General features: G+C 68.4%; 20 protein-coding genes and 1 tRNA gene. 4 read left to right on the top strand and 17 right to left on the bottom strand.

Features of this window, described 5'->3' with window-relative positions; genetic code table 11:
• The first annotated feature begins 56 nt into the window (after positions 1-56).
• Both Q0Z83_RS40870 and Q0Z83_RS40875 read left to right on the top strand, forming a co-directional pair.
• The gene (locus tag Q0Z83_RS40870) at positions 57-860 is read left to right on the top strand and encodes a class I SAM-dependent methyltransferase (RefSeq protein ID WP_317788761.1); all 804 of its coding nucleotides are present in this window, start codon (positions 57-59) and stop codon (positions 858-860) included.
• 88 nt (positions 861-948) lie between these two features.
• Positions 949-1,872 carry a DUF6602 domain-containing protein gene (locus Q0Z83_RS40875; protein ID WP_317788763.1) on the top strand — a complete coding sequence of 308 codons (924 nt, stop codon included), beginning with the start codon at positions 949-951 and terminating at the stop codon, positions 1,870-1,872.
• Positions 1,873-1,886: 14 nt separating this feature from the next.
• Here the strand turns inward: Q0Z83_RS40875 and Q0Z83_RS40880 are convergent, their stop codons facing one another.
• Both Q0Z83_RS40880 and Q0Z83_RS40885 read right to left on the bottom strand, forming a co-directional pair.
• Positions 1,887-2,399, bottom strand: coding sequence for a hypothetical protein (locus Q0Z83_RS40880; RefSeq protein ID WP_317788764.1), 513 nt, complete (start codon positions 2,397-2,399; stop codon positions 1,887-1,889).
• Between the two features lie 35 nt (positions 2,400-2,434).
• On the bottom strand, positions 2,435-3,568 hold the full coding sequence (locus tag Q0Z83_RS40885; protein WP_317788765.1) for an XRE family transcriptional regulator: 1,134 nt from the start codon (positions 3,566-3,568) through the stop codon (positions 2,435-2,437).
• Positions 3,569-3,748: 180 nt separating this feature from the next.
• Here Q0Z83_RS40885 and Q0Z83_RS40890 point away from each other — a divergent pair.
• Both Q0Z83_RS40890 and Q0Z83_RS40895 read left to right on the top strand, forming a co-directional pair.
• Positions 3,749-3,834, top strand: a tRNA-Tyr gene (locus Q0Z83_RS40890).
• Between the two features lie 155 nt (positions 3,835-3,989).
• Positions 3,990-4,679 (top strand): HAD family hydrolase, encoded by a 690-nt coding sequence (locus tag Q0Z83_RS40895; RefSeq protein ID WP_317788766.1) that lies wholly within the window; start codon positions 3,990-3,992, stop codon positions 4,677-4,679.
• Positions 4,680-4,902: 223 nt separating this feature from the next.
• Here Q0Z83_RS40895 and Q0Z83_RS40900 read toward each other — a convergent pair whose 3' ends face one another.
• The 15 genes from Q0Z83_RS40900 to Q0Z83_RS40970 all read right to left on the bottom strand — a co-directional run bounded on the left by Q0Z83_RS40900 (position 4,903) and on the right by Q0Z83_RS40970 (position 20,112).
• Positions 4,903-5,571: an MOSC domain-containing protein gene (locus tag Q0Z83_RS40900; RefSeq protein ID WP_317797255.1), complete on the bottom strand. Its 669-nt coding sequence runs from the start codon at positions 5,569-5,571 to the stop codon at positions 4,903-4,905.
• Positions 5,572-5,585: 14 nt separating this feature from the next.
• Complete coding sequence (locus Q0Z83_RS40905) at positions 5,586-6,431, bottom strand: GNAT family N-acetyltransferase (RefSeq protein WP_317788767.1); 846 nt, start codon at positions 6,429-6,431, stop codon at positions 5,586-5,588.
• Positions 6,428-7,438: an LLM class flavin-dependent oxidoreductase gene (locus Q0Z83_RS40910; RefSeq protein WP_317788768.1), complete on the bottom strand. Its 1,011-nt coding sequence runs from the start codon at positions 7,436-7,438 to the stop codon at positions 6,428-6,430. The genes Q0Z83_RS40905 and Q0Z83_RS40910 overlap by 4 nt, the downstream gene beginning before the upstream one ends.
• A gap of 7 nt (positions 7,439-7,445) precedes the next feature.
• On the bottom strand, positions 7,446-7,856 hold the full coding sequence (locus tag Q0Z83_RS40915) for a DUF1707 SHOCT-like domain-containing protein (RefSeq protein ID WP_317788769.1): 411 nt from the start codon (positions 7,854-7,856) through the stop codon (positions 7,446-7,448).
• Between the two features lie 48 nt (positions 7,857-7,904).
• The gene (locus Q0Z83_RS40920; protein ID WP_317788770.1) at positions 7,905-9,161 is read right to left on the bottom strand and encodes an MFS transporter; all 1,257 of its coding nucleotides are present in this window, start codon (positions 9,159-9,161) and stop codon (positions 7,905-7,907) included.
• A gap of 95 nt (positions 9,162-9,256) precedes the next feature.
• Positions 9,257-10,123, bottom strand: a complete 867-nt coding sequence (htpX, locus tag Q0Z83_RS40925; protein ID WP_317788771.1) for a zinc metalloprotease HtpX — start codon at positions 10,121-10,123, stop codon at positions 9,257-9,259.
• 100 nt (positions 10,124-10,223) lie between these two features.
• Complete coding sequence (locus Q0Z83_RS40930; RefSeq protein WP_317797256.1) at positions 10,224-11,924, bottom strand: calcium-binding protein; 1,701 nt, start codon at positions 11,922-11,924, stop codon at positions 10,224-10,226.
• A 51-nt stretch (positions 11,925-11,975) separates the two neighbouring features.
• On the bottom strand, positions 11,976-13,463 hold the full coding sequence (locus Q0Z83_RS40935) for an NADH-quinone oxidoreductase subunit N (RefSeq protein ID WP_317788772.1): 1,488 nt from the start codon (positions 13,461-13,463) through the stop codon (positions 11,976-11,978).
• Positions 13,460-14,977, bottom strand: coding sequence for a complex I subunit 4 family protein (locus Q0Z83_RS40940; protein WP_317797257.1), 1,518 nt, complete (start codon positions 14,975-14,977; stop codon positions 13,460-13,462). Before Q0Z83_RS40940 ends, Q0Z83_RS40935 begins: the two co-directional genes overlap by 4 nt.
• Positions 14,977-16,890, bottom strand: a complete 1,914-nt coding sequence (locus tag Q0Z83_RS40945) for an NADH-quinone oxidoreductase subunit 5 family protein (protein WP_317788773.1) — start codon at positions 16,888-16,890, stop codon at positions 14,977-14,979. Before Q0Z83_RS40945 ends, Q0Z83_RS40940 begins: the two co-directional genes overlap by 1 nt.
• Positions 16,887-17,258, bottom strand: a complete 372-nt coding sequence (gene nuoK, locus Q0Z83_RS40950) for an NADH-quinone oxidoreductase subunit NuoK (protein WP_317788774.1) — start codon at positions 17,256-17,258, stop codon at positions 16,887-16,889. The genes Q0Z83_RS40945 and nuoK overlap by 4 nt, the downstream gene beginning before the upstream one ends.
• Positions 17,258-17,794, bottom strand: coding sequence for an NADH-quinone oxidoreductase subunit J family protein (locus Q0Z83_RS40955; protein WP_317788775.1), 537 nt, complete (start codon positions 17,792-17,794; stop codon positions 17,258-17,260). Before Q0Z83_RS40955 ends, nuoK begins: the two co-directional genes overlap by 1 nt.
• Complete coding sequence (locus Q0Z83_RS40960; protein ID WP_317788777.1) at positions 17,791-18,504, bottom strand: NuoI/complex I 23 kDa subunit family protein; 714 nt, start codon at positions 18,502-18,504, stop codon at positions 17,791-17,793. Before Q0Z83_RS40960 ends, Q0Z83_RS40955 begins: the two co-directional genes overlap by 4 nt.
• 52 nt (positions 18,505-18,556) lie before the next feature.
• Positions 18,557-19,501 (bottom strand): NADH-quinone oxidoreductase subunit NuoH, encoded by a 945-nt coding sequence (gene nuoH, locus Q0Z83_RS40965; RefSeq protein WP_317788778.1) that lies wholly within the window; start codon positions 19,499-19,501, stop codon positions 18,557-18,559.
• Entirely contained in the window at positions 19,501-20,112 is a 612-nt protein-coding gene (locus Q0Z83_RS40970) for an NADH-quinone oxidoreductase subunit C (protein WP_317788779.1), read from the bottom strand. Before Q0Z83_RS40970 ends, nuoH begins: the two co-directional genes overlap by 1 nt.
• Between the last annotated feature and the right edge of the window lie 16 nt (positions 20,113-20,128).

Here is a 20,128-nt window from a genome sequence, read left to right on the forward strand (position 1 = left end):
CCCCGATCGATAGTGATGTTGGACTGGTCCACCGGTACACAGGATAGCCTGTTGCGATGGCGAACCCAGAGCTAGCGCCGGAGATCGAGCGGTTCTACACGCGGATCATCGATGAAAGCCTCCGACTGAGCATGTCCGCAGACGGCCGACTTGAGCTGCTTCGAACGCAGGAGATTCTCCGGCGATTCCTGCCGTCGACGCCAGCCAAAGTGCTGGATGTCGGGGGAGGGACGGGCGTGCATGCCCGATGGCTGGTTGCCGACGGATACCACGTCGATTTGATCGATCCAGTTGCCCGACATGTCGAACAAGCCGCAACGGTCTGTTCTGCGTCGCTGGGCGACGCTCGCTCGCTGGAGGCGGCTGACGCGAGCTACGACGTTGTGCAACTCCTGGGTCCGCTTTACCACCTCCCTGATCAAGCCGATCGGATTCAAGCACTCCGCGAGGCCCGGCGGGTGGTGCGTCCCGGTGGCCTTGTCGCAGCTGCGGCGATTAACCGGTACGCCTCACTGTTCGAGCATGCCGCTCTTGCGCACTTACATTCCGCGCGATTGCAGGCGTCTATCTCCGCGATCCTCAGCACGTCTGTCCATGACGGGGTCCGGGGCTTCACGCTTGCCTACTTTCATCGCGCCACTGAGCTTGCTGATGAAATGCGCGACGCCGGCCTTGTGGACGTGACCGTGATCGGGATCGAGGGACCTGCATGGTCGCTTCTCAAGGCGGTAGAACAGTCGGGCACCGAGCCCAGTGAGGGACTTTTTGAGTCCGCCCTGACGGCGGCTCGGATGGCCGAGCCCTACCCCGAACTGCTTGCGGCTAGCTCTCATCTACTGGCCATCGGCCGGCCGGGTTGAGAGCCGGGACATCCCCGGCGCGCGGGAGGAGACGGGGACACATCCGCGACACCTGGCGGTGTAAGGCAGCGTCAGGCAACGTGAGTCAGTGGAATGGAATGCCTGGTCACAGCACGTTTTCGAGCCCTACATTGATGATTACGACTTAGGGGACCAAGTGGGAATCATAGACCAGTACTGGGCAGGCGCGCTCCATCGGTTACATGCCGAAGTTGAGGTTTTCAACCGACTGATAGCACATCAAGGCGAGCGCGGGAGGGAAAATGAACTTGCCTTAGCAAGAATCCTTGAGCGGCTGCTTCCAGGCCGGCTGGGGGTAGGGACCGGCCTACTATTCGACTCAGCCGGTAAGTATTCGAAGCAGATGGACCTGCTGCTTTATGATCGAATAGACTCCCCCACCATCCTCGCGCAGACGAATCAGCTACTCCATCCCATTGAGGAGATACAGCTAGCAATAGAGGTCAAGAGCCGACTTACCGTCGACGGCATCAACGACGCCGGAAAGAAACGATCGTCCATAAACGACTTAGCCCCGATCGGCGGAACTCACCGTCCAGCATTCGTTCTCTTCGCATACGATGCTGCGTCATCCCCCCAGGCGGTGGCGCGTAACCTCCAAGACTTAGATATCTCGGTCAGGCCGGATCTTACCTGCGTTCTCGACCCAGGATTTATCGCCGGACCTCGCAACCTCCTAGACCCCACTGCCGACTCCGAGGACTTCACCTACGGCGTCACCCTATTGCACGAATTGGACAAGGACGGCAATCGAGCAAGCGGCAGGTATATTCGCGGCGATCCCACCGGAAATCTGCTAAAGCAACATCACGAAGGAGCCCTGTACCCGGTTGTCGACTTCGCCGGAGGAGTTGCCCTGGCAGATCCTTCACGCGCACTACTTCTATTCTGTGAGATTTTGATCAGAATGACTATCGCAGGAACCACTAGCAAGCCGCCAACACTAAGCCACTATTTGAAGCCACCATTTCGTGACATCGAACAAGTCTAAAGGGCGAGTCCGCCCTAGCGCACTCGCGTTGTAGGCGGAATTGGCGGCGGCATAGTCATGGGCCGAAGAACATTGGAGATGAAGTCGGCTGGACTGATGGTCGGAATCGTAAGTTTTTTGCAGACTTCGCCGAGGGGTGCGCGCCCTGGGCGCGGGCGGTGGTCGTTCGTGATTACTGAGCATTCGACGCCAGCATCTTGAAGCTCAAGCACGTAGCCCACGACAGCAACGATGCACGTTCCGTCGCGGCCCTCGACGACGAAATCCAAACCGTCAGCATAGCCGTTCGCTTGAGCCCACCCCTGAGCCTTCCGCTTGTATCCGTAAGCGACAGAACAGCTCATGCTGCCCTGAACCGCCTCAAGCCAGATAAGCAACTGAGTGTCCGTCTCAGGATCAGCGCGGCGCTCTACATCGACAGCCACCTCCGGCGGGAAACGGAACTCCTTCGCGCGAACTAATTGCGTCATGGCTTTACAGAAGGCCACCTGACGCCGCTGCGGAAATCCGTCGATCAGGGCGAACATGGCGCGGTCGTCGGGCAGATAGACTCGGCCCGCCATTACTCGGCACCCTCATTGAGTAGCCCCCGCAATTCCTTCAACTCGGCTCTCGACAGGTTGAGGAGGTCAACCAGATCAGCGTTCTCTAGTTCACCTTCTTCCTCAGCCGCCATAAGGCGCCCGACAAAACCGGCACCATACCGCTGCAACTTTCGCCTGGCTCGCGTCTGAGGCGGGCCCCCGACGCCGCCGCCTCTGGACTGATTGGAAATTAGCTTATTGATTTTGCCATAGAGACCTGGCACTCCCATGCCAAGCGACTCAAAACGTCGAGCCATTGCGCGGTAACTAACGTTGAGCTGATTCGCCGCCCAACGGACCTCTTCGAGAGAATCAACTTCCTGTACGTGAAACTTCCGAAGCATATAGTCCGCGAGAACTGGGCGCGGCATGAGAAAAGCCGCAGCTACGTTGTCGCACCACGTGTCCGTTCCACTTGCCGGCGAGGCGTCACAAATTGACTCGATGCCAAGCATGAGGTGACCACACTCATGAATGTAGGAAAATGATCGCGCCCTAATGTCATCTCGCGTATTGATAGCGATCACCGGAGCAATCGAATCCGGCAGCGAGAATCCACGAAATCCGCCGTCACTTAAGGTCAAGTTGAGCGCGATGATTCCTCGCTGCTCGATCCGGGCCCTAAGGAGTTTGGCTACCTCGTGGTCCTTCGCCTTTATCTGCTCCCGAGTCGACCAGCCTAACCACGCCCGAGCTTCCTCAGCGACGGCCTCAGGCGGGTCGCCAATCGATGCACGCGGAATTTCTAGGACCCTGCGGTCCTCCCCCAGCCACCGCATGACACGTTGGAGATTCTGAGCAAGCTTGATCGCTTTAAGGTCTTCGGGAGTAGGGGTGTGCGGCCCAGTCCGGCTCGCATGACTTCGAAATCGCGTCGCGCTGGAGGACGACGGCGGCGGACTCGCGAGGAAGAAGACCGACTCAGGCCGGTCGAGCAGCTTTCGAAGCTGGTCGAACTTCGTCTTGCTCGGATGCGCCGTGCCCGCGATCCAGTCAGCAATCTGGCTTTGGCTCACGCCGAGTTGGCTCGCCACCTCAGCGTTGCTGAGCCCCGCCTCGCCTATGGCCCAGGCCAGCACCGAGCCAGTGATCGGAACTAGCACGGTCGGCATGGACTCATTGAACCATCGTCGACTACCGAGCGTCGAGACGCTGTAAGCCCTGAGTACATCTAACCTGCCCGTGGCGTGTACTGCTAAAACAGACACACCCCATGTTGTTGCTTCCGGACGCCTTACCGGATTCTTCTCGCCCGACTCCTGTCGAACACGTGTCGGCAACCAGCCAGTCAAGGGTATTTGACCAGGTAGAGAGCGTGGAGAAGGCGGACTGTAAATCCGTCGCGAAAGCTACAGAGGTTCGAATCCTCTACCCGCCACAGGCGTTGATAACGGCCCCGGTGGCAGCGGAAACGCTGCCCGGGGCCGTTCTCGTTTGTGACCTGGGAGTTCGGCAAAATCCGGTGGTCTCCGGACCAGCCGGCAGGCCGGAGGAGAAGGTGCTCAGATCGGTCGTCGCGCGTGGGTGGGGCTTGTGAGCCGGTCGGGCCTGCTCGGTCTGGTGGGTGCGGGGCCGCTGCTCCTGGACTTCGACGGGCCGGTCTGCTCGGTCTTCGCCGGGTATCCGGCGCCTCGCGTCGCGGGTGAGCTCGTCTCGCTGCTCAACGGCAAGGGTGTGGTCGTGCCCCCGGACATGCACGACCCTCTCGCTGTCCTCCGATGGGTCGGTGAGAAGTGCTCCCAAGACCTGCTCATCGAGGTCGAGGACGCGCTGTGTGCCGCCGAACTGCACGCTGTCGGTGTTGCCGCGCCGACTCCGTACGGGCATCGGGTGATCCTCGGCGCGTCTGACCGTGGATTACCCGTCGCCGTGGTGAGTAACAACTCGGCCGTGGCGATCACGGCGTATCTCAAAGCTCATAGTCTTTTCAGCTCTGTCGCGGTGATCGTCGGCCGGGCGTATGGGCAACCCGAATTGATGAAGCCTGCTCCCGGACCCGTTCTTGACGCCGTGCGTGCCCTCCGGGCCGATCCGCGGTCCTGCGTGCTCGTCGGGGATTCCGCCTCCGACATCCGAGCCGCTCACGCCGCCGGGGTCGCCTCGATCGGCTATGCCGGTAAGGCCGGAAAGATCGACGCCCTCGCCGCCGCCGACGTCGTGGTGACATCGATGGGCGAAATCGCCGCCGCCCTGTCCCCGGAGTCCGGCATCCCTGCCGAATGAGCGGGCATCGTGTGCGAGGAGCCCGGCCGGCTGGAGCATCTGGCGGAGGAATTCGGTACCGCGCTGCTCGCGGCGAACCGCGAAACAGATCGATGGGTTGCCGGCCTCCCGGAATAGCGCCGGCGGCACAGGTGTGAAGGCCTGTGCCGCCGGCTCTGCTACCCATCGGTCCGGACAGGACCTCCGAGGGAGACGATCATTGTGCGACTTTCGCCCCGGAGCATCAGGACGGGGTGTCGGCCAGGCGCTTCTCGATGTCGGTGCGTAGCTGGGGCGGTAAGGCCTCGGCCACCAGCAGGCGGGACAGATGCTGGGGGTTGTGCATGTAGATGTCGAAGGCCTCGGCGATCGTCAAATCGTGTGCCGGGCGCGACACGACCTCGATGCGGGCGCCGGGGGTGATCGTGCCCTCCCGGACGATTCGCAGGTAGGCGCCGGTGCGGTTGGCGGCTGCGAAACGCTTGATCCAGCGCGGCTCGGCCATCCGGTGCTGGAATGTGGAGCACGGGATGCGGCCGAAGGTGGTTTCCAGGAGCACCTCGTCACCGACCTGCCAGCGTTCGCCGATCAGCGCGTTGTAGAGGTCCAGGCCCTCGGTGGTCAGGTTCTCGCCGAACAGGCCGGGGGCCAGCTCTCGGCCGAGCTCGGCGGACCACCAGGCGTAGTCCTCCAGTGAGTACGCGTACACCGCCTGGTCGTCGCCGCCGTGATGCTTGGTGTCGCCGATGAAGTCGCCGACCACGCCGCTGTGCAGGCCGGTGGTCTTCGGGCCGGGGCGGCGGACCGTCAGCGGGTGGTCGACCGGGCGCTTGCCGATGCCCGTGGTCATGCCGGAGTCCTTGGCCGGGTTCGGCTCGGCGCCGCCGACGTTCAGCGAGACCAGCCGGCCCACACCGGGAGAGAGGGTCATCGGGAGAACTCCACCACCGCTCGGTCTTCGATCGGCCGGTAGCCCAGCCGGGGGTACAGGGCGTTGCTTGTCGGGTTCGCCAGGTCGGTGAAGAGGACCACGTCCGTCGCTCCGGCGTCCAACGCATTTCGGGTCGCGGCGGTCGTCGCGGCGCCGGCGAAACCCTGCCGGCGATGCTCGGGTGGGGTCCAGACGTACTGGACGCGGACCATGCCGGCCTCCGGCCTGGTGTAGACGGCCATCGACACGGGTGCGCCGTCCGTCTCCCAGAGGGCTACGCCGCCGTGGCTCATCCGGTCGTCGACCGAGGCCTCCACATCGTTCGGCTTCTCGCCGATGTACTCGTGGAAGCTCCGGAACCAGTCGATCAACAACGCTCGGTCGGCCGGCGTGGCCAGGCGGGCCGCGCCCGGTGGGAGCGGGTCGGGCGGAGTGAGCTCGGCCAGCTCGAACAGGCGCGTCTGCAGGCCGGTGTGAACTGTGCCACCGTGCTGTGCGGTCCAGGCCGCAGTGAACGCCGGGATGTCACGGACCAGCATGTTGACGGCGGCGGGTCGGTGCGACGAAAGGGCTGCGACGGCCTCCGGAACGGCCTCGGGTGGCACTTCGGTCAACGTGAGCGGATAGGGCGGGGTCTGCAGCAGGGCACCGGACACCTCATCGGTACGGTCGTCGGTCCACCAGCCCAGAATCGGATCGCTTTCCCCGTACACATGTGGGCCCTTGGAAAGCAGGGAGGCGGTGACCGTGAGCAGAACCGTGTGCCGGACCGGCGACGAACGCAGGAAAGGACCGGCGTACTCGGCGAAAGCCGAGACGTCGGAGGTGATGTGCCAGGTCATCGGGTCCATGCTTTCGCGATGCGGGCCAGGCTGTCGATGCGGGTGGCCGGGTCGAAGACCGCGCCCGCCAGGATCAGCTCGTCCGCGCCGGTGCGGTCGGCGAGATCCGTCAGGGCGGCCACCACCTCGTCGGCGGTACCGGCGAACTGGGTGCCGGGCAGCGACTCCAGCACCGCGCGGTCCATGTCGGACAGCTGCCGCTGGGCGGCCGTCTCCGGGGAGACCATCGGGCCGAGGCGGCCGGTACGCAGACTGAGCGCCATCACCCGGCTCGGACCGGCCAGGTAGTGGGCCTCCTCGGTCGTCTCGGCGGCCAACACCGAGGCACTGACCATCACCCACGGCAACGGGAACCGTGGTGACGGCTGGTAACCGTCCCGGTACAGCCGCAGCGCGCCATCCACATCGGAGGTCGCCGAGAAGTGGTACGCGAAACAGAACGGCAGCCCCAGCGCGGCCGCGATCTGCGCACCGTAGGTGGACGAGCCGAGGATCCAGACCTCGGGAAACGACTCGGCGGCCGGAGTGGCGGACAGCCGGTCGGTGGGCACCCGCTCGTCGCCGAGCAGGCCCAGCAGCGTCTTCAGATGGTCGGGGAACTGCTCGACCGTCAGATAGGGCGAAACGCCGCGCAACGCGGCCGCGGTCGCCTGGTCGGTGCCCGGCGCCCGGCCGATGCCCAGGTCGACACGACCCGGGTAGAGCGCCTCCAGCAGGGCGAACTGCTCGGCCACCACGAAGGGCATGTGGTTGGGCAGCATCACGCCGCCGGAACCGACCCGGATGTCACGGGTGTGCGCCGCGACCGCGCCGATCAGCACCGGCGGTGACGTCGACGCGACCGCCGGCATGTTGTGGTGCTCGGCCACCCAGAACCGGGAGAAGCCCAACTGGTCGGCGGCCGCCGCGATCTCCAGGGTGCCGCGCAGCGCATCGGCGCTGGTGTGGCCCTCGCGAACGGTGGCCAGGTCGAGCACGGACAACGGAACGCGTTTCGGTGCGGTCATGCGGGGCTCAATCTTTCCGGTTCGGAGAGCGGATCGCCTGCACGCCCACGGTCACCGCGCCGAGCGCGACACCGGGCACCAGCAGCCAGATCGGCCACGGGTAGATGCCGCCGCCGTTAGAGACGGTGACCAGGGCATAAACCACGACGTTCACCGCCGCCAGGGCGCCGAAGATCGTCCAGAGAACGATCAGGGCGGTCGGCAGACGACGGGTCCGACCGGCGCGCGATCCGGGACGAGGGAGGTCCTTCACGAGGACGAGCAACTCGGCGTGGGTGCGTGCGGCGTACGCCAGACCGATGCGCTCGTCATACTCATGCAACGACAGACGGCCCTCGTCGAGCGCGAACTTCAGCCGGTCGGCGATCTGCTGGCGGTCGGTGTCCGCCGCGCGCAGGTTTTCGACCTCTTTGGACATCGCCGCCCCCTCGTCACGCTCTTCCCGTCAGGCTATCGCGACGGCCCCTCAGACGAGCTCCGTGGCCAGCCGCTCCCCGGCATGCCGGTCGGCCCGGGCCATCGAGCCCTCCGGGATCGCGGCGACCCCGGTGGCCAGCAGCAGAACCGCCGACGCGAACACGAACGACCAGGGCAGACCGCCCGGCTGGTCGACGATCACACCGGCCAGGGCACCGCCGGCCGCGCTGCCGCTGACCGAGACGGTGACCATCCAGGTGTACGCCTCGTTCAGCATGCCGGCCGGGGAGATCCGGCCGACCAGACTGTTCTCCACGGTCAGTGCGGGCGCGATGGTGGCGCCACCCAGCACGAGAGCGGCACCCAGCCAGATCGGGCTCGGCATGAACGCGAGCACCAGGAAACTCGCCGACACCGCACCCAGCAGCCACGCGAACTGCCGGGACAGGGCCATCGCCGGGCGGCGCGTGCCGAACCAGATGCCGCCGATCGTGCTGCCGATCCCCCAGACACCCAGCAGCACGCCGCCGAGGGCTTCGCCGCCACCGTGCTGGGCCGCGTAGGCCGGAACGATCACACCGGCCGCGCCGAACGCCGTGCCGAGGGCGGTGACACACAGCAGCAACGCCGGGAACCCCCTCGTCCGCAGCGGGCCCAGGCCCTTCGCCGCGGTCTCCGGATCATGGGTGCCGCGATGCCGCATCACCGGCAGCCGGGCCACCCACGCCGTGCCGACCAGCGTCACCACACCGGCGCAGATCAGTGCGGCGGCCGGGTCGGCGGTGGCCACCAGGAACGCCGCGACAAGCATCGGGCCGAGCACGAACACCAGCTCGAACAGGGAGGTCTCGGCGGCGATCGCGGCCGACCGCAGCTCGAGCCGGCCGGTGCCGGGGGCGGTCATGTCCGTCCACGCGCGACGGATCGCGGCTGTCGACGGCGGGTAGGTGGCACCGGCCGCCGCCGACGCCATGAAGATCCACTCCAGGTTGTCCGCGCCACCTCGGCTCGCCAGCAGCAGGCCGGCCAGGGCCAACGGGTGCAGAATCGCGGTCGCCAGCAGGATCGGGCCGGCGCCGATCCGGTCGGCCAACCGGCCCGCGACCGGGCTCAGCGCCGCACCGGCCAGGGCATAGACGCCGCCGGCCAGACCGGCCGCCGCGTACCGCCCGGTGGTCTGCTCCACCAGCAGGAGCAGCGCCAGCGGGGTCATGCCGATGCCCAGCCGGGCCAGGATGCCGATGCCCAGCAGAACCTTCGCTCCCGGCAGTTGCCACACGCCAAGGTACTGACGCAATGCGGTCACAGAGAGCCTCCGGCTGCCAAGATCGGTAACGAGCGAAACGCTCTTCGAGGCTAACCTCGGCGTGCCGGAGGCTCATCCGGTTTATGGGCAGCGTCTCACCGGTGCCGGGTCAGGGCCGCCTGCTCGTGCAGGCGGCGGACCCGCTCCTGCATCGGCGGGTGCGTGCTGAACAGGGCGGCCAGCCCGCCACCGGCGAACGGGTTGGCGATCATCAGGTGGGCGGCGCTCGCCAGGCGGCCGTCGGCCGGCAGGGGTACGCGGGCCGTACCGTAATGGATCTTCTCCAGGGCACTGGCCAGGGCGAGCGGGTCGCCGGTAAGCGTGGCGCCGGAGGCGTCCGCCTGGAACTCGCGGTTACGGGAGATCGCCAGCTGGATGATCGACGCGGCCAGCGGGCCGAGAATCATCATCAACAGCAGGCCCGCCGGGTTCGGGCTGTCCTCGTCGTCACCGCCGAACGGCAGGAAGAACGCCAGGTTCGCGAGCATCGTGACGATGCCGGCCAGGCCCGCGGCGACGCTGGAGATGAGGATGTCGCGGTTGTAGACGTGCGACAGCTCGTGACCGATCACCGCCCGCATCTCGCGCGGCTCCAGCAGGTTCAGGATGCCGGTGGTCACCGCCACCGCGGCGTGCTGCGGATCACGGCCGGTCGCGAACGCGTTCGGCTGCATCGTCGGCGAGACGTAGAGCCTCGGCATCGGCTGACCCGCAGTGTCGGCGAGCTCACGGACGATCGCATAGAGCCCCGGCAGCTCCGCCTCGGTCACCGGGCGGGCGCCCATCGCCCGCAACGCGATCCGGTCGGAATAGAAGTAGCTGACAGCGTTGGCCACCAGCGAGACGAACACGGCGAGCACCAGGCCGGTGCTGCCGCCGAGCCAGAACCCCACGGCCAGGATGAGGCCGGTGAGCAGACCCAGGAGGGCGGCCGTCTTGAGGCCGTTGTGATGGCTGGACAACTTCGACTCCTTCGGAATGCGGGCTCGTGACCCGCATTCCAAGGAACATCGGTTTCCTACGTGTTCATCCGTGTGCGCGCTGTGACTTCGCTGAAGGCCGTCAGAAGACCTCTTCGCAGTTGAGGTAGATGTCCGGAGCCGGCTCGGTGGAGCCGAGCAGGCAGCGGTCGCGGTCCGGTCCGCCGTCCATGTAGACCGACGGGCCCGACCCGGCGTGCCCCCACAGGATGTCGTCGCCGGGGCCGCCGTAGAGGAAGGCGGCGCCACCCACACCGTCGAGGCGGTCGTCACCGCCCAGGCCGTAGATCTTGTCGCCGCCGCCGTAGCCCTTGATCTCGTTGTCCGCGTCGGTCCCGGTGATCTGGTCCGCGAACGGCGTGCCCCAGACGTCCTCGATGTCCGCGCCGAGCGTGTCGCCCTCGCCGGCCGCACCGTCGTCGCCCTGCGCACCGTCCAGGTCGATGGTGATCGGGCGGTCGTAGGTGGTGAACTCGACACGGTCCCGGCCGTCGCCACCGATGATCACGTCGGCGGCGATGGCGATCGGCTCGACCGTGGATTCGACGTTGTCGCCGAGCAGGATGTCGTCGCCGGCCTTGCCGTCGATCTGGTCACGACCCGGTCCACCGGAGATGTGGTCGGTCGCGGGTGAGCCCATGAGGACGTCGTCACCGGCTCCGCCCTCCAACATGGAACCCTGCGCCGAGGCGTAGAGGTGGTCGGCGCCCTTGCCGCCGGTGAAGCCGACGAAGCCGGCGGTGATCGTGTCGCGCTCACCGGACTGACCGTCGTCCCCGGTCACCCCGTCCGCGTCGGCGGTGACCGGCAGGGTGCGCTCGCGGTAGGTCACCCAGTCACCGCCGCTGCCGATCAGGGTGTCGGAGTCGGACCAGCCACGCCGGTAGTCCCACTCACGGAACTCGTCCCCGCCGGGGCCGCCGTCGACCCGGTCGTTGCCGAGGCCGCCGCTCACCTCGTCCGCGCCCGGACCGCCGTAGATCTTGTCGGCACCGTCACCGCCGTACACCATGTCGTCGCCGTTGCCGGCGTCCAGGGTGTCGTCACCGGTGAATCCGGCCATGCTGTCGTTGCCGTTGCCACCGTAGAGGTGATCGACGGTGTCGACGCCACCGCTGGCCCAGTCGTGGCCCATGACGGTGTCGTGGCCGTCGCGTCCGTAGACGGTGTCGCCGCCCGGCCCGCCGAACATGTAGTCGTCGCCGGCGCCGCCGTCGATGCCGTCGTTGCCGGAACCGCCGTTGATCGAGTCGTTGCCGTCCTGTCCCCAGATCAGGTCGTTACCGGTACTGCTGTCGGTGTCGCCCATGATGTCGCCGATGGTGTCGTTGCCCTTGCCACCCGCGATGCGGTCGTTGCCGGCCTGGCCCCACAGGATGTCGGCGCCGGTACCGCCCCAGATGCGGTCGTCGCCGGTGCCGGCCCACACGGCCATCCGGACATCGGTGCGGTTGACCACGGCGTCGTGGCCGTTGCCGAGGGAGACCCGGATCCAGGCGGGGTTCTTGGTGGTGGTGCAGCGGACCTTGGTCTTGTCACCCTTGACGGCTTTACAGCCCTTGCCGGCGCGGATGGCGACCCGGTCGTCGAAGGTGACGGTACGTCCGCTGCGGGTGATGTTGACGCTGTTCGCCTGGTTGGCGGCGGCGACGAAGGTCACCTGGTCGGCGTTCGCCGTGGCGGCGCCGGTGCTCGCGGCCTGGGCGGGTGAGGCCAGGAGAATGGCCGAGGCGGTGGTGAGTACGGCCAGGCCGCTACGGAGCAGCCACTGTGTACGAATCATGGACACGCGTGGATTGTAGGACGAAACCGTTCCGTCGTCGCCCCCGTAAAATCAGGTGAGGGCGTTCAGTAGCAGCTGGGGGGCGAAGCCCAGGAAGACCGCCAGCGCGGTGGCAGCGGTCAATGCGGCGGCCACCGGGACGTCCACCCGGTGGCGGGGATGGGTGGCGTCGTAGATCAGGCCCGGATCCGCCACGTGGATACCGGGGTGGTCGGGGACCGTGTAGAGCAACGCGGCCACCCGCACGTAGTAGGCAAGGGCCACCACCGCGTTGATGACCACCACCGCGGCCAGCCAGATCCAGCCCTCCGCCACCAGGGCTTCGACCACCGAGACCTTTGCGAACAAGCCCGCCAAGCCCGGGGGTAGGCCGGCGAGACCGGCCATCGCCAGTACGAACACCGCGCCCAGCCATGGGTGACGACGGGCGGCACCGCGGAAGTCCGCCAACGTACCGCCGTCGGCCTCGGCCTGCTCGGCGGTGGGGATCAGGGTCGTCGGCGGGCGTAGCGCCACCACCACACCGAAGGCGATCAGCTCCAGGACCACGAAGAAGACGGCGTAGGCCAGGGCGGCCGGAACACCCGGGGCGCCCATCGCCAACGCCGCCAGGATGTAGCCGGCCTGGGCCACCGACGACCAGGCGAGCAGGCGGACCATCCGGGTCTGCCGCAGTGCCACCAGATTGCCGACCGTCATCGTCAGGACGGCCAGGGCCGACATCACCGCGCCGGTGTCCAGGTGGGCCACCACGGCGGCCAGGGCCAGGACGCCGCCCAGCTTCGAGGCGGTGGAGAGGTAGGCGGCGATCGGCACCGGGGCGCCGTCGTAGGTGGCCGGGGCCCAGGCGTGCAGCGGAACCGCGGCGACCTTGAAGGCCAGGCCGATCACCAGGAGCGCGGCGCCGACCCCGGCCAACGCGGCGAACGGGGTGGCGGCCGGGCCGAGCAGGGCCAGGTGGACGGTGCCGGTGGCGGCGTAGTTCAGGGCGATTCCGAGGAGAGCGATCGCCGTCGAGACGACGCTGACCACGAAGAACGTCAGCGAGGCCGCGGCCGGCCGAAGATCCGGGCGCTCGATCGGGGCATAGCGGCGGAGGCCGACCAGCACGTACAGCGGGATGGTCAGGGTCTCCAGGCCGACGATCAGGGTCAGCAGGTCACCCGCGTAGGCGACGGTCACGCCACCGGTCATCGAACACGCGAGCAGGAAACAATACTCGCCGGCGGGAGCGGCGCCGATCCGGAGCGTGGGCACCGACAGGGCCAGGACTCCGGCGGTCAGGACACCGAAGAGGGCCGCGGTCACGGCGGCCGGCCAGGTCGGCACCCAGGAACAGCCGCCGGTGGCGCAGAACGTCGGATCCCACCGGCCCACCGAGAGCGCGCCGGCTGCGGTGGCGAGCGCGCCGAGGACCGTCACGCCGATGATCACCGGTCGACGGCCGGTGAACAGGTCGGCCAGCAGGGCCAGGACCGCGGTCCCAGCGGCCAGGTAGAGCGGCAGCAACGCGATGTGGTCGACGGCCTGGCTTCTCATGGGCGGATTCCCAGCAGGGTGGTCAGCGGAAGTTCGGTGCCGGACAAGACCAGGGCGGGGGCGACGCCGACGGCCAGGGTCAGGAGGATCAGCGGAGACCAGGCCAGCCACTCGGTGCCGCTGATGGCGGGGGCCACCAACCGTACCTCCGGGGTGGCCGGACCGTGCGTCACGCGGCGCAGCAGACGCAGGAAGTAGGCGGCCGTCAGGGCGCCGCCGATCGCGGCGATCGCGGCCAGGGTCAGCCAGAGCGGGCCGCCCCGGTCGACGGCGGCGATCACCGCGAACGCCTCGCCCCAGAAACCGGCCAGGCCGGGCAGCCCCAGCGAGGCGATCGCGGCGAACCCGAACAGGCCGGCCAGGCGCGGGGCGGTCTCCCGCAGGCCGCTCAACTGGTTGAGGGAACCGGTACCGGCCCGTTCCTTGATCGTTCCGGCCAGGAAGAACAGCAGGCCGGTGATCAGGCCGTGCGCGACGTTGCCGAGCAGGGCGGCCTGGATGCCGGCGATCGACAGGGTGGCGATGCCGAGCAGCACGAAACCCATGTGGCCCACGCTGGAGTAGGCGATCAGGCGTTTCAGCTCGGTCTGGCGCAGGCAGATCAGGGCACCTGCGATGATCGCGATGACGGCCAGGATGCCGAGCACCGGGGACGCCCAGGCGGCGCCGTCGGGGGCGACACCCAGGCCGACCCGGATCAGGCCGTAGGTGCCCATCTTCAACAGCACCCCGGCCAGGATCACCGAGCCGACCGTCGGGGCCTCGGTGTGCGCGTCGGGCAGCCAGGTGTGCAGCGGCCAGAGCGGGGCCTTCACCGCGAACGCAATCGCCAGCAGCGCGAACGCCGCGCACTGGGTGGTCCGGTCGAGGTGCGGGAAGCCGGTGAGCTCGATCAGGTCGCCGGTGCCCGCCTCGGTGACCACGAGCAGGACACCGAGCAGCAGCAGGACCGAGCCGGCCAGGGTATAGAGGACGAATTTGCGGGCCGCGGCACGGCGGTTCGGGCCGCCCCAGCCGGCGATCACCGCGTACATCGGCAGGAGCACGACCTCGAAGAACAGGAAGAACAGGATCAGGTCGAGGGCCAGGAAGGTGCCGAGCACACCCACTTCGAGGATCAGCAGCAGCGCGGCCAGGCCCTTCTTCGGCGTGTACGCGCAGCAGAGCACCGTGAGCAGCCCGGTGAGCACGATCAGCGGGTAGGACACCCCGTCGACGCCGAGGTGGAACTCGAGCCCCAGGGCCGGCACCCACGGTAGGTCCAGGTCGATCCACGGCACCAGCGGCGTGTGGTCCGTGGGCGTGTAGGCGAACCAGCCGCCGTCGGCCGGACGGGCCAGAACCGGCAGCACCGAGAGCACGAACGTGACCGCGGCGAAGGTGATGGCGGCGGGCCTGGTCCGGGTGGCCGGGAGCAGCGCCACCACGATCGCGCCCAGAGCGGGCACCACGAGCAGCGCGATCAGCAGGACCTGCGGCCAGGACCAGGCGGGCTCTATGTAGTCGCGGTACATCAGGCTCCCCACCAGGCGATGGCGCCGAGCAGCAGGGCCGCGGCGCAGACGGCGACCGCGGCGGCCGGCAGCGGCAGCCGGTGCGCCTCCTTGAGCGCGTCACCGGCCCGGGTCGCGCCGGTTCCGGTGCCTGTGACGGCGGCGTCGACGATCCGGGTGTCGCCCATGGTGGCCCACCGGGCCAGCGCCTCGGCCGGGCGGACCACGAGCCGGTGCTGGACGTCGTCGAGGCGGAAACCCGCGGCCAGGAACGGCCGGGCCCGGCCGAACACGAGAGCCGGATCGGTGCCGGGAACCGCCCACCACAGCCACCAGGCCGTGCCGGCACCGGTGGTGAGCAGCAGCATCGGCAGGGCGACGGCCACTCCCAGGTGCGGGTCTTCGAGTTCGAGGGCGGTCCGGAACCCCGGGGCGAACGCGGCCAGACCGAGCAGGGCGGCCGGGACGGCGAGCAGGATCAGCGGCCAACGCATCGGGGCCGGCGGGTCGTGCGGACGGTCCGGGACCTGGTAGCGACCGTCGTCGAAACCGACCTCCCAGGCCGGGCCGGACGGGCCGTACGCCCGGGACGGGCCGAAGAACGCGCGCAGGAACAACCTGGTCGCATACCAGGCGGTGACCCCGACCGACAGCAGCGCGGCCAGCCAGACCAGCCAGGCGGCCCAGGCCGGAGCGGTCTCGCCGCCCTCGGTGGCGTGGGCGGCCGCGGTCAACACGTTCTCCTTCGACCAGAAACCGGAGAGCGGCGGCAGCCCGGCCAGCGCGCCCAGCCCGATCGCGAACGACCAGAACGTCACCGGCATGTGCGGGCGCAGGCCGCCCATCCGGGACATCAGGTTGGTACCGACCGCGTGGATCACCGCGCCCGCCGCGAGGAACAGCAGCGCCTTGAACGCGGCGTGGGTGAGGAGGTGGAACAGTGCGGCGGCCGGTGAACCGACGGCCAGGGCGCCGGTCATGTAGCCGATCTGCGAGACGGTCGACCAGGCCAGGACCCGTTTCAGGTCATCCTGGACGGTCGCCGACAGGGCGCCGATCAGGATCGTGATCGCGGCCATCACGGCGAGGGTGGCGAGCGCAGCAGGGGACTGCGTGTAGAGCGGGTACAGGCGGAACACCACGTAGACGCCGGCCGCGACCATCGTGGCCGCGTGGATCAGCGCCGAGATCGGAGTGGGGCCGGCCATCGCGTCGGGCAGCCAGGTGTGCAGCGGGAACTGGGCGCTCTTGCCGGCCACCCCGGCCAGGATCAACAGCAGCGCGGCGGTCAGCGTGCCGGCCGAGTAGTCGTGGGCGAGCACGTCCGGCAGGTAGGTGCTCTTCGCGTCGGCGACCAGGACGGCGATGCCGAGCAGGAAACCGATGTCGCCGACCCGGGTGACCAGGAACGCCTTCACCGCGGCGGCGGGCGCCTCCGGCAGCCGCCGATCATGGCCGATCAACAGGTACGAGCAGGCGCCCATCACCTCCCAGCCGATCAGCATCAGGATCAGGTCGCTACCGGTGACGACCAGCAGCATCGCGCCGGTGAAGAGGCTGACCTGGGCCGCGTACGGCGCGTAGCGGGGGTCGTCGTGCAGGTAGGTGATCGAGTAGATCTGCACGAACAGCGCGACCACCGTGACGGCCAGCGCCACGTAGGCGGCCGCGGCGTCGACGAACGTGCTGAACCGGACCTCCAGGTCACCGATCGTCGCCAGCGTCAGGCCGGCATCCCAACCGTCGGACGGCTGGGCCGGTTCCAGGACCAGGCGAAACGCGAGAAGCAGCGCCACCGCGGCGCCGGATACCCCGAAGGCTGCGGCGAGACGCCGACGGTTCCGGTCACCGTCGCCCGGCGGCAGGGTCAGACCGAGCAGACCGACCAGCAGGGGTACGAGCGGAAGCAGCGGCCCGGCGACGTCGATGCTCACCCGGCCACCCGTTCCTCGTCCGCTTCCAGCCGTACGTCGTCGACCACGACCGCCTTACGCATCCGGTAGAACTGCAGGATGATCGCCAGGCCCACGCCCACCTCGGCGGCGGCCAGCACGATCACGAACAGGGCCAGCACCCCGCCGGTGCCCGGAGCGGCCGAACCTGGGCGGGCCCACGACTCGATCGCCACACCGGTCAATGCCGAGCGCAGCGACACGTCGGCGGTGATCAGGATCAGGTTGACCGCGTTCAGCATCAACTCGACGGCCATCAGGACCAGGATCGCGTTGCGCCGTCGCAGGACGCCGTAGACGCCCAGGCCGAACAGCAGGGCGCCGACGACGTACGGAATGACGACGTGCATCAGGCCTCCCGCTCGTGCTGCCCGGCGGCGATGTGGGTGCGTGCGCCGATGTCCGGGCGGGACAGCACGATCGCGCCGACCAGGGCGGACAGCAGCAGGATCGAGAGCACCTCGAACGGCAGCACCCAGGCGCCGAAGATCTGCTCGCCGACCCGCTCGGCGGTGCCCGGCTCGGGGGCCGGGTAGTGGACCCAGCGGAAGGCGTCGGCGAACAGGGCGGCCAGGCCCAGTCCGGCGCCTCCCCCGATCAGGACCGCCGGGAGCGCCGGCCGGTCCAGGTCGGTGGACGGGCCGATCGGAGCCCGGGTCAGCATCACGGCGAACAGCAGGAGCACCACCACGGCGCCCACATAGACCAGGATCTGGACCCAGGCGACCAGCTCGGCGCCCAGGACCAGGTAGAGGCCGGCCATCGCGCCCAGGCTGACCACCAGGTAGAGGCCGGAGCGGACCAGGTGGGCGCTGGTCACCACCAGGAAGCCCGCGCCTACGGCGACCGCGCCGAGCGCCAGCAGAAGCACGTCGGCGACGGTCACTGATCCGCCTCCGGTCGGGGATCCGGCTTTGGTGCCTCCGCCTTCGCTTCTGGGGCGGGTGCTTCCGCCGAGGGTCGTGGTTCGGCCGGGCGGGCCGGCGCGGGCGGGGCGGCGGCGGGTGCGGTTGTCCGGGGTGTGGCGCGTACCGCTGCCGGTCTTGCGGTCTTCGCGGCGGTGGCCGCGCCCGGACCGGCTGCCTTGCGCGCCGCGGTGGCCTCCTCCTTGGAAGGTTCACCGAGGACGTCGTGCGCGGGCGGCGGAGGCACCGTGCGCATCCACTCGCCCAGCCGGTTCTTGTCGTGCAGCAGGTCGAGGACGTCGGTCTCGGCGTATTCGAACTCGGGCGTCCAGTGCAGCGCGTCGAACGGGCAGACCTCGATGCAGATCCCGCAGTACATGCACAGGGAGAAGTCGATGTCGAACCGGTCCAGCACATTGCGCTGGCGGGCGCGCGCGGCGCCCGGGACGACGACCTCCTCCTTGTGCGAGTCGATGTAGATGCACCAGTCGGGGCACTCTCGCGCGCAGAGCATGCAGACCGTGCAGTTCTCCTCGGACAGCGCGATCACGCCGCGGGAGCGTGGCGGCAGGTCAGGCTGCACGTCCGGGTACTGCTGGGTGGTGGATCGCCGTGTCAGGGTCTTCAGAGTTACGGCGAGCCCGTCGAGCAGGCCCTTGCCGGGCACGATGCGCTCACCGTTGTCACTCACAAGGGACCATCCTGCCCGCTCGGCTCTTCCGGCGCGACCTTGCCCCGGCGTTTCAGAGAAGGGACTTCACGGCCACCGTGAGGACCAGTTGGGCCAGGGCGACCGGGACCAGGATCAGCCAGCAGAGGCGTTGTAGCTGGTCCTCACGCATGCGGGGGTACGTGACCCGCAGCCAGATGATCACGAAGGACAGGACGCCGATCTTCAGGAACGTCCACAGCCAGCCGAGTTGGTCCTCCATCGGCCCGTGCCAGCCGCCCAGGAACAGAACCGTGGTCAAGGCCGCGATCACGACGATGCCGACGTACTCGGCGAGCAGGAAGAACGCGAACCGCAAGCCGGTGTACTCGGTCATGTAGCCGAAGACCAGCTCCGAGTCGGCGATCGGCATGTCGAAGGGTGGGCGGCGGATCTCGGCCAGACCGGAGATGAAGAAGACCAGGGCGGCCGGGGCCTGCCAGATCAGCCACCAGGGCTGCCACGCCTCGACGATGCCGGGCAGGCTCAGCGTGCCGGCCGCCATCGCGACGCTCGCCGCGGCCAGGACCAGCGGAAGCTCGTAGCCCAGCAGCTGAGCGGCGCCCCGGACACCGCCGAGCAGGCTGTACTTGTTGGCCGACGCCCACGCCGACATCAGCACCGCGACCACGCCGATGCCGAGCACCGCGAGCACCAGGAACAGGCCGATGTCCAGGCTCTGCGCCACCAGGCCGGGGCCGATCGGGATGGTCATCACGACCACCAGGTACGGGAACAGGGCCACCAGCGGGGCCAGCCGGAACACCGTCCGGTCGGCGTCACGCGGGGTGATGTCCTCCTTCTGGACGAACTTCACCCCGTCCGCGATCAGCTGGGCCCAGCCGTGGAAGGCGCCCGCATACATCGGGCCGACCCGGCCCTGCATGTGCGCCATCACCTTGTGCTCGGCCTGACCGACGACCAGCGGCAGCACGAGGAAACCGGCCAGCACGGCGAGAACCCGGATGAGGAGTTCCATCACTGCCTCTCCTCCTTGAGCGGGCCCCACTCGTTCGGCGCGGGGACACCTGGCGGGCGCATCGGGGCTCGTTTGGCCGGACCCCCCTCGGATTCGCCCGGCTCTTTGGCACCCGGCCACGGTTTCGCCACCCGGGCCGCCAGCACGAACTCCTTGCGCAGCGGGTGGCCCTCGAACTCCGGCGGCAGCAGCAGCGGGCGCAGGTCGGGATGGCGGGCGAAGGTGATGCCGAACATCTCGAACGTCTCCCGCTCGTGCCAGGCCGCACCCGGGTAGAGGTCCACCAGCGACTCCACCTCCGGATCCGCGCGCGACACCCGGGTGCGCAACAGCACCCCGTGCCGACGGCGGGTGGACCAGAGGTGCGCCACCACCGAGAAGCCGCCGTCCAGCTCGTCCACCGCGGAGAGCCAGTCGAAGAAGTCGCAGCCCAGAGCACCGGCGTCACGGGCCGCCTCGGCCGCGAACCACCAGCGGGCGACAGGCACGTCGACCACCGCGCGGGCGTGGCCGGGGCCACCGCCGGAGACCTCGGACGTGACCGTGCCCTTATCCGGATCGTCGGTCGCCAGCAGGTGGACCAGGCGTTCACCGACCTCTTCGGGCGTCATGCGAGTCATCCTATGA

The organism is Actinoplanes sichuanensis (assembly GCF_033097365.1).
In the GTDB taxonomy this organism is placed as follows: domain Bacteria; phylum Actinomycetota; class Actinomycetes; order Mycobacteriales; family Micromonosporaceae; genus Actinoplanes; species Actinoplanes sichuanensis.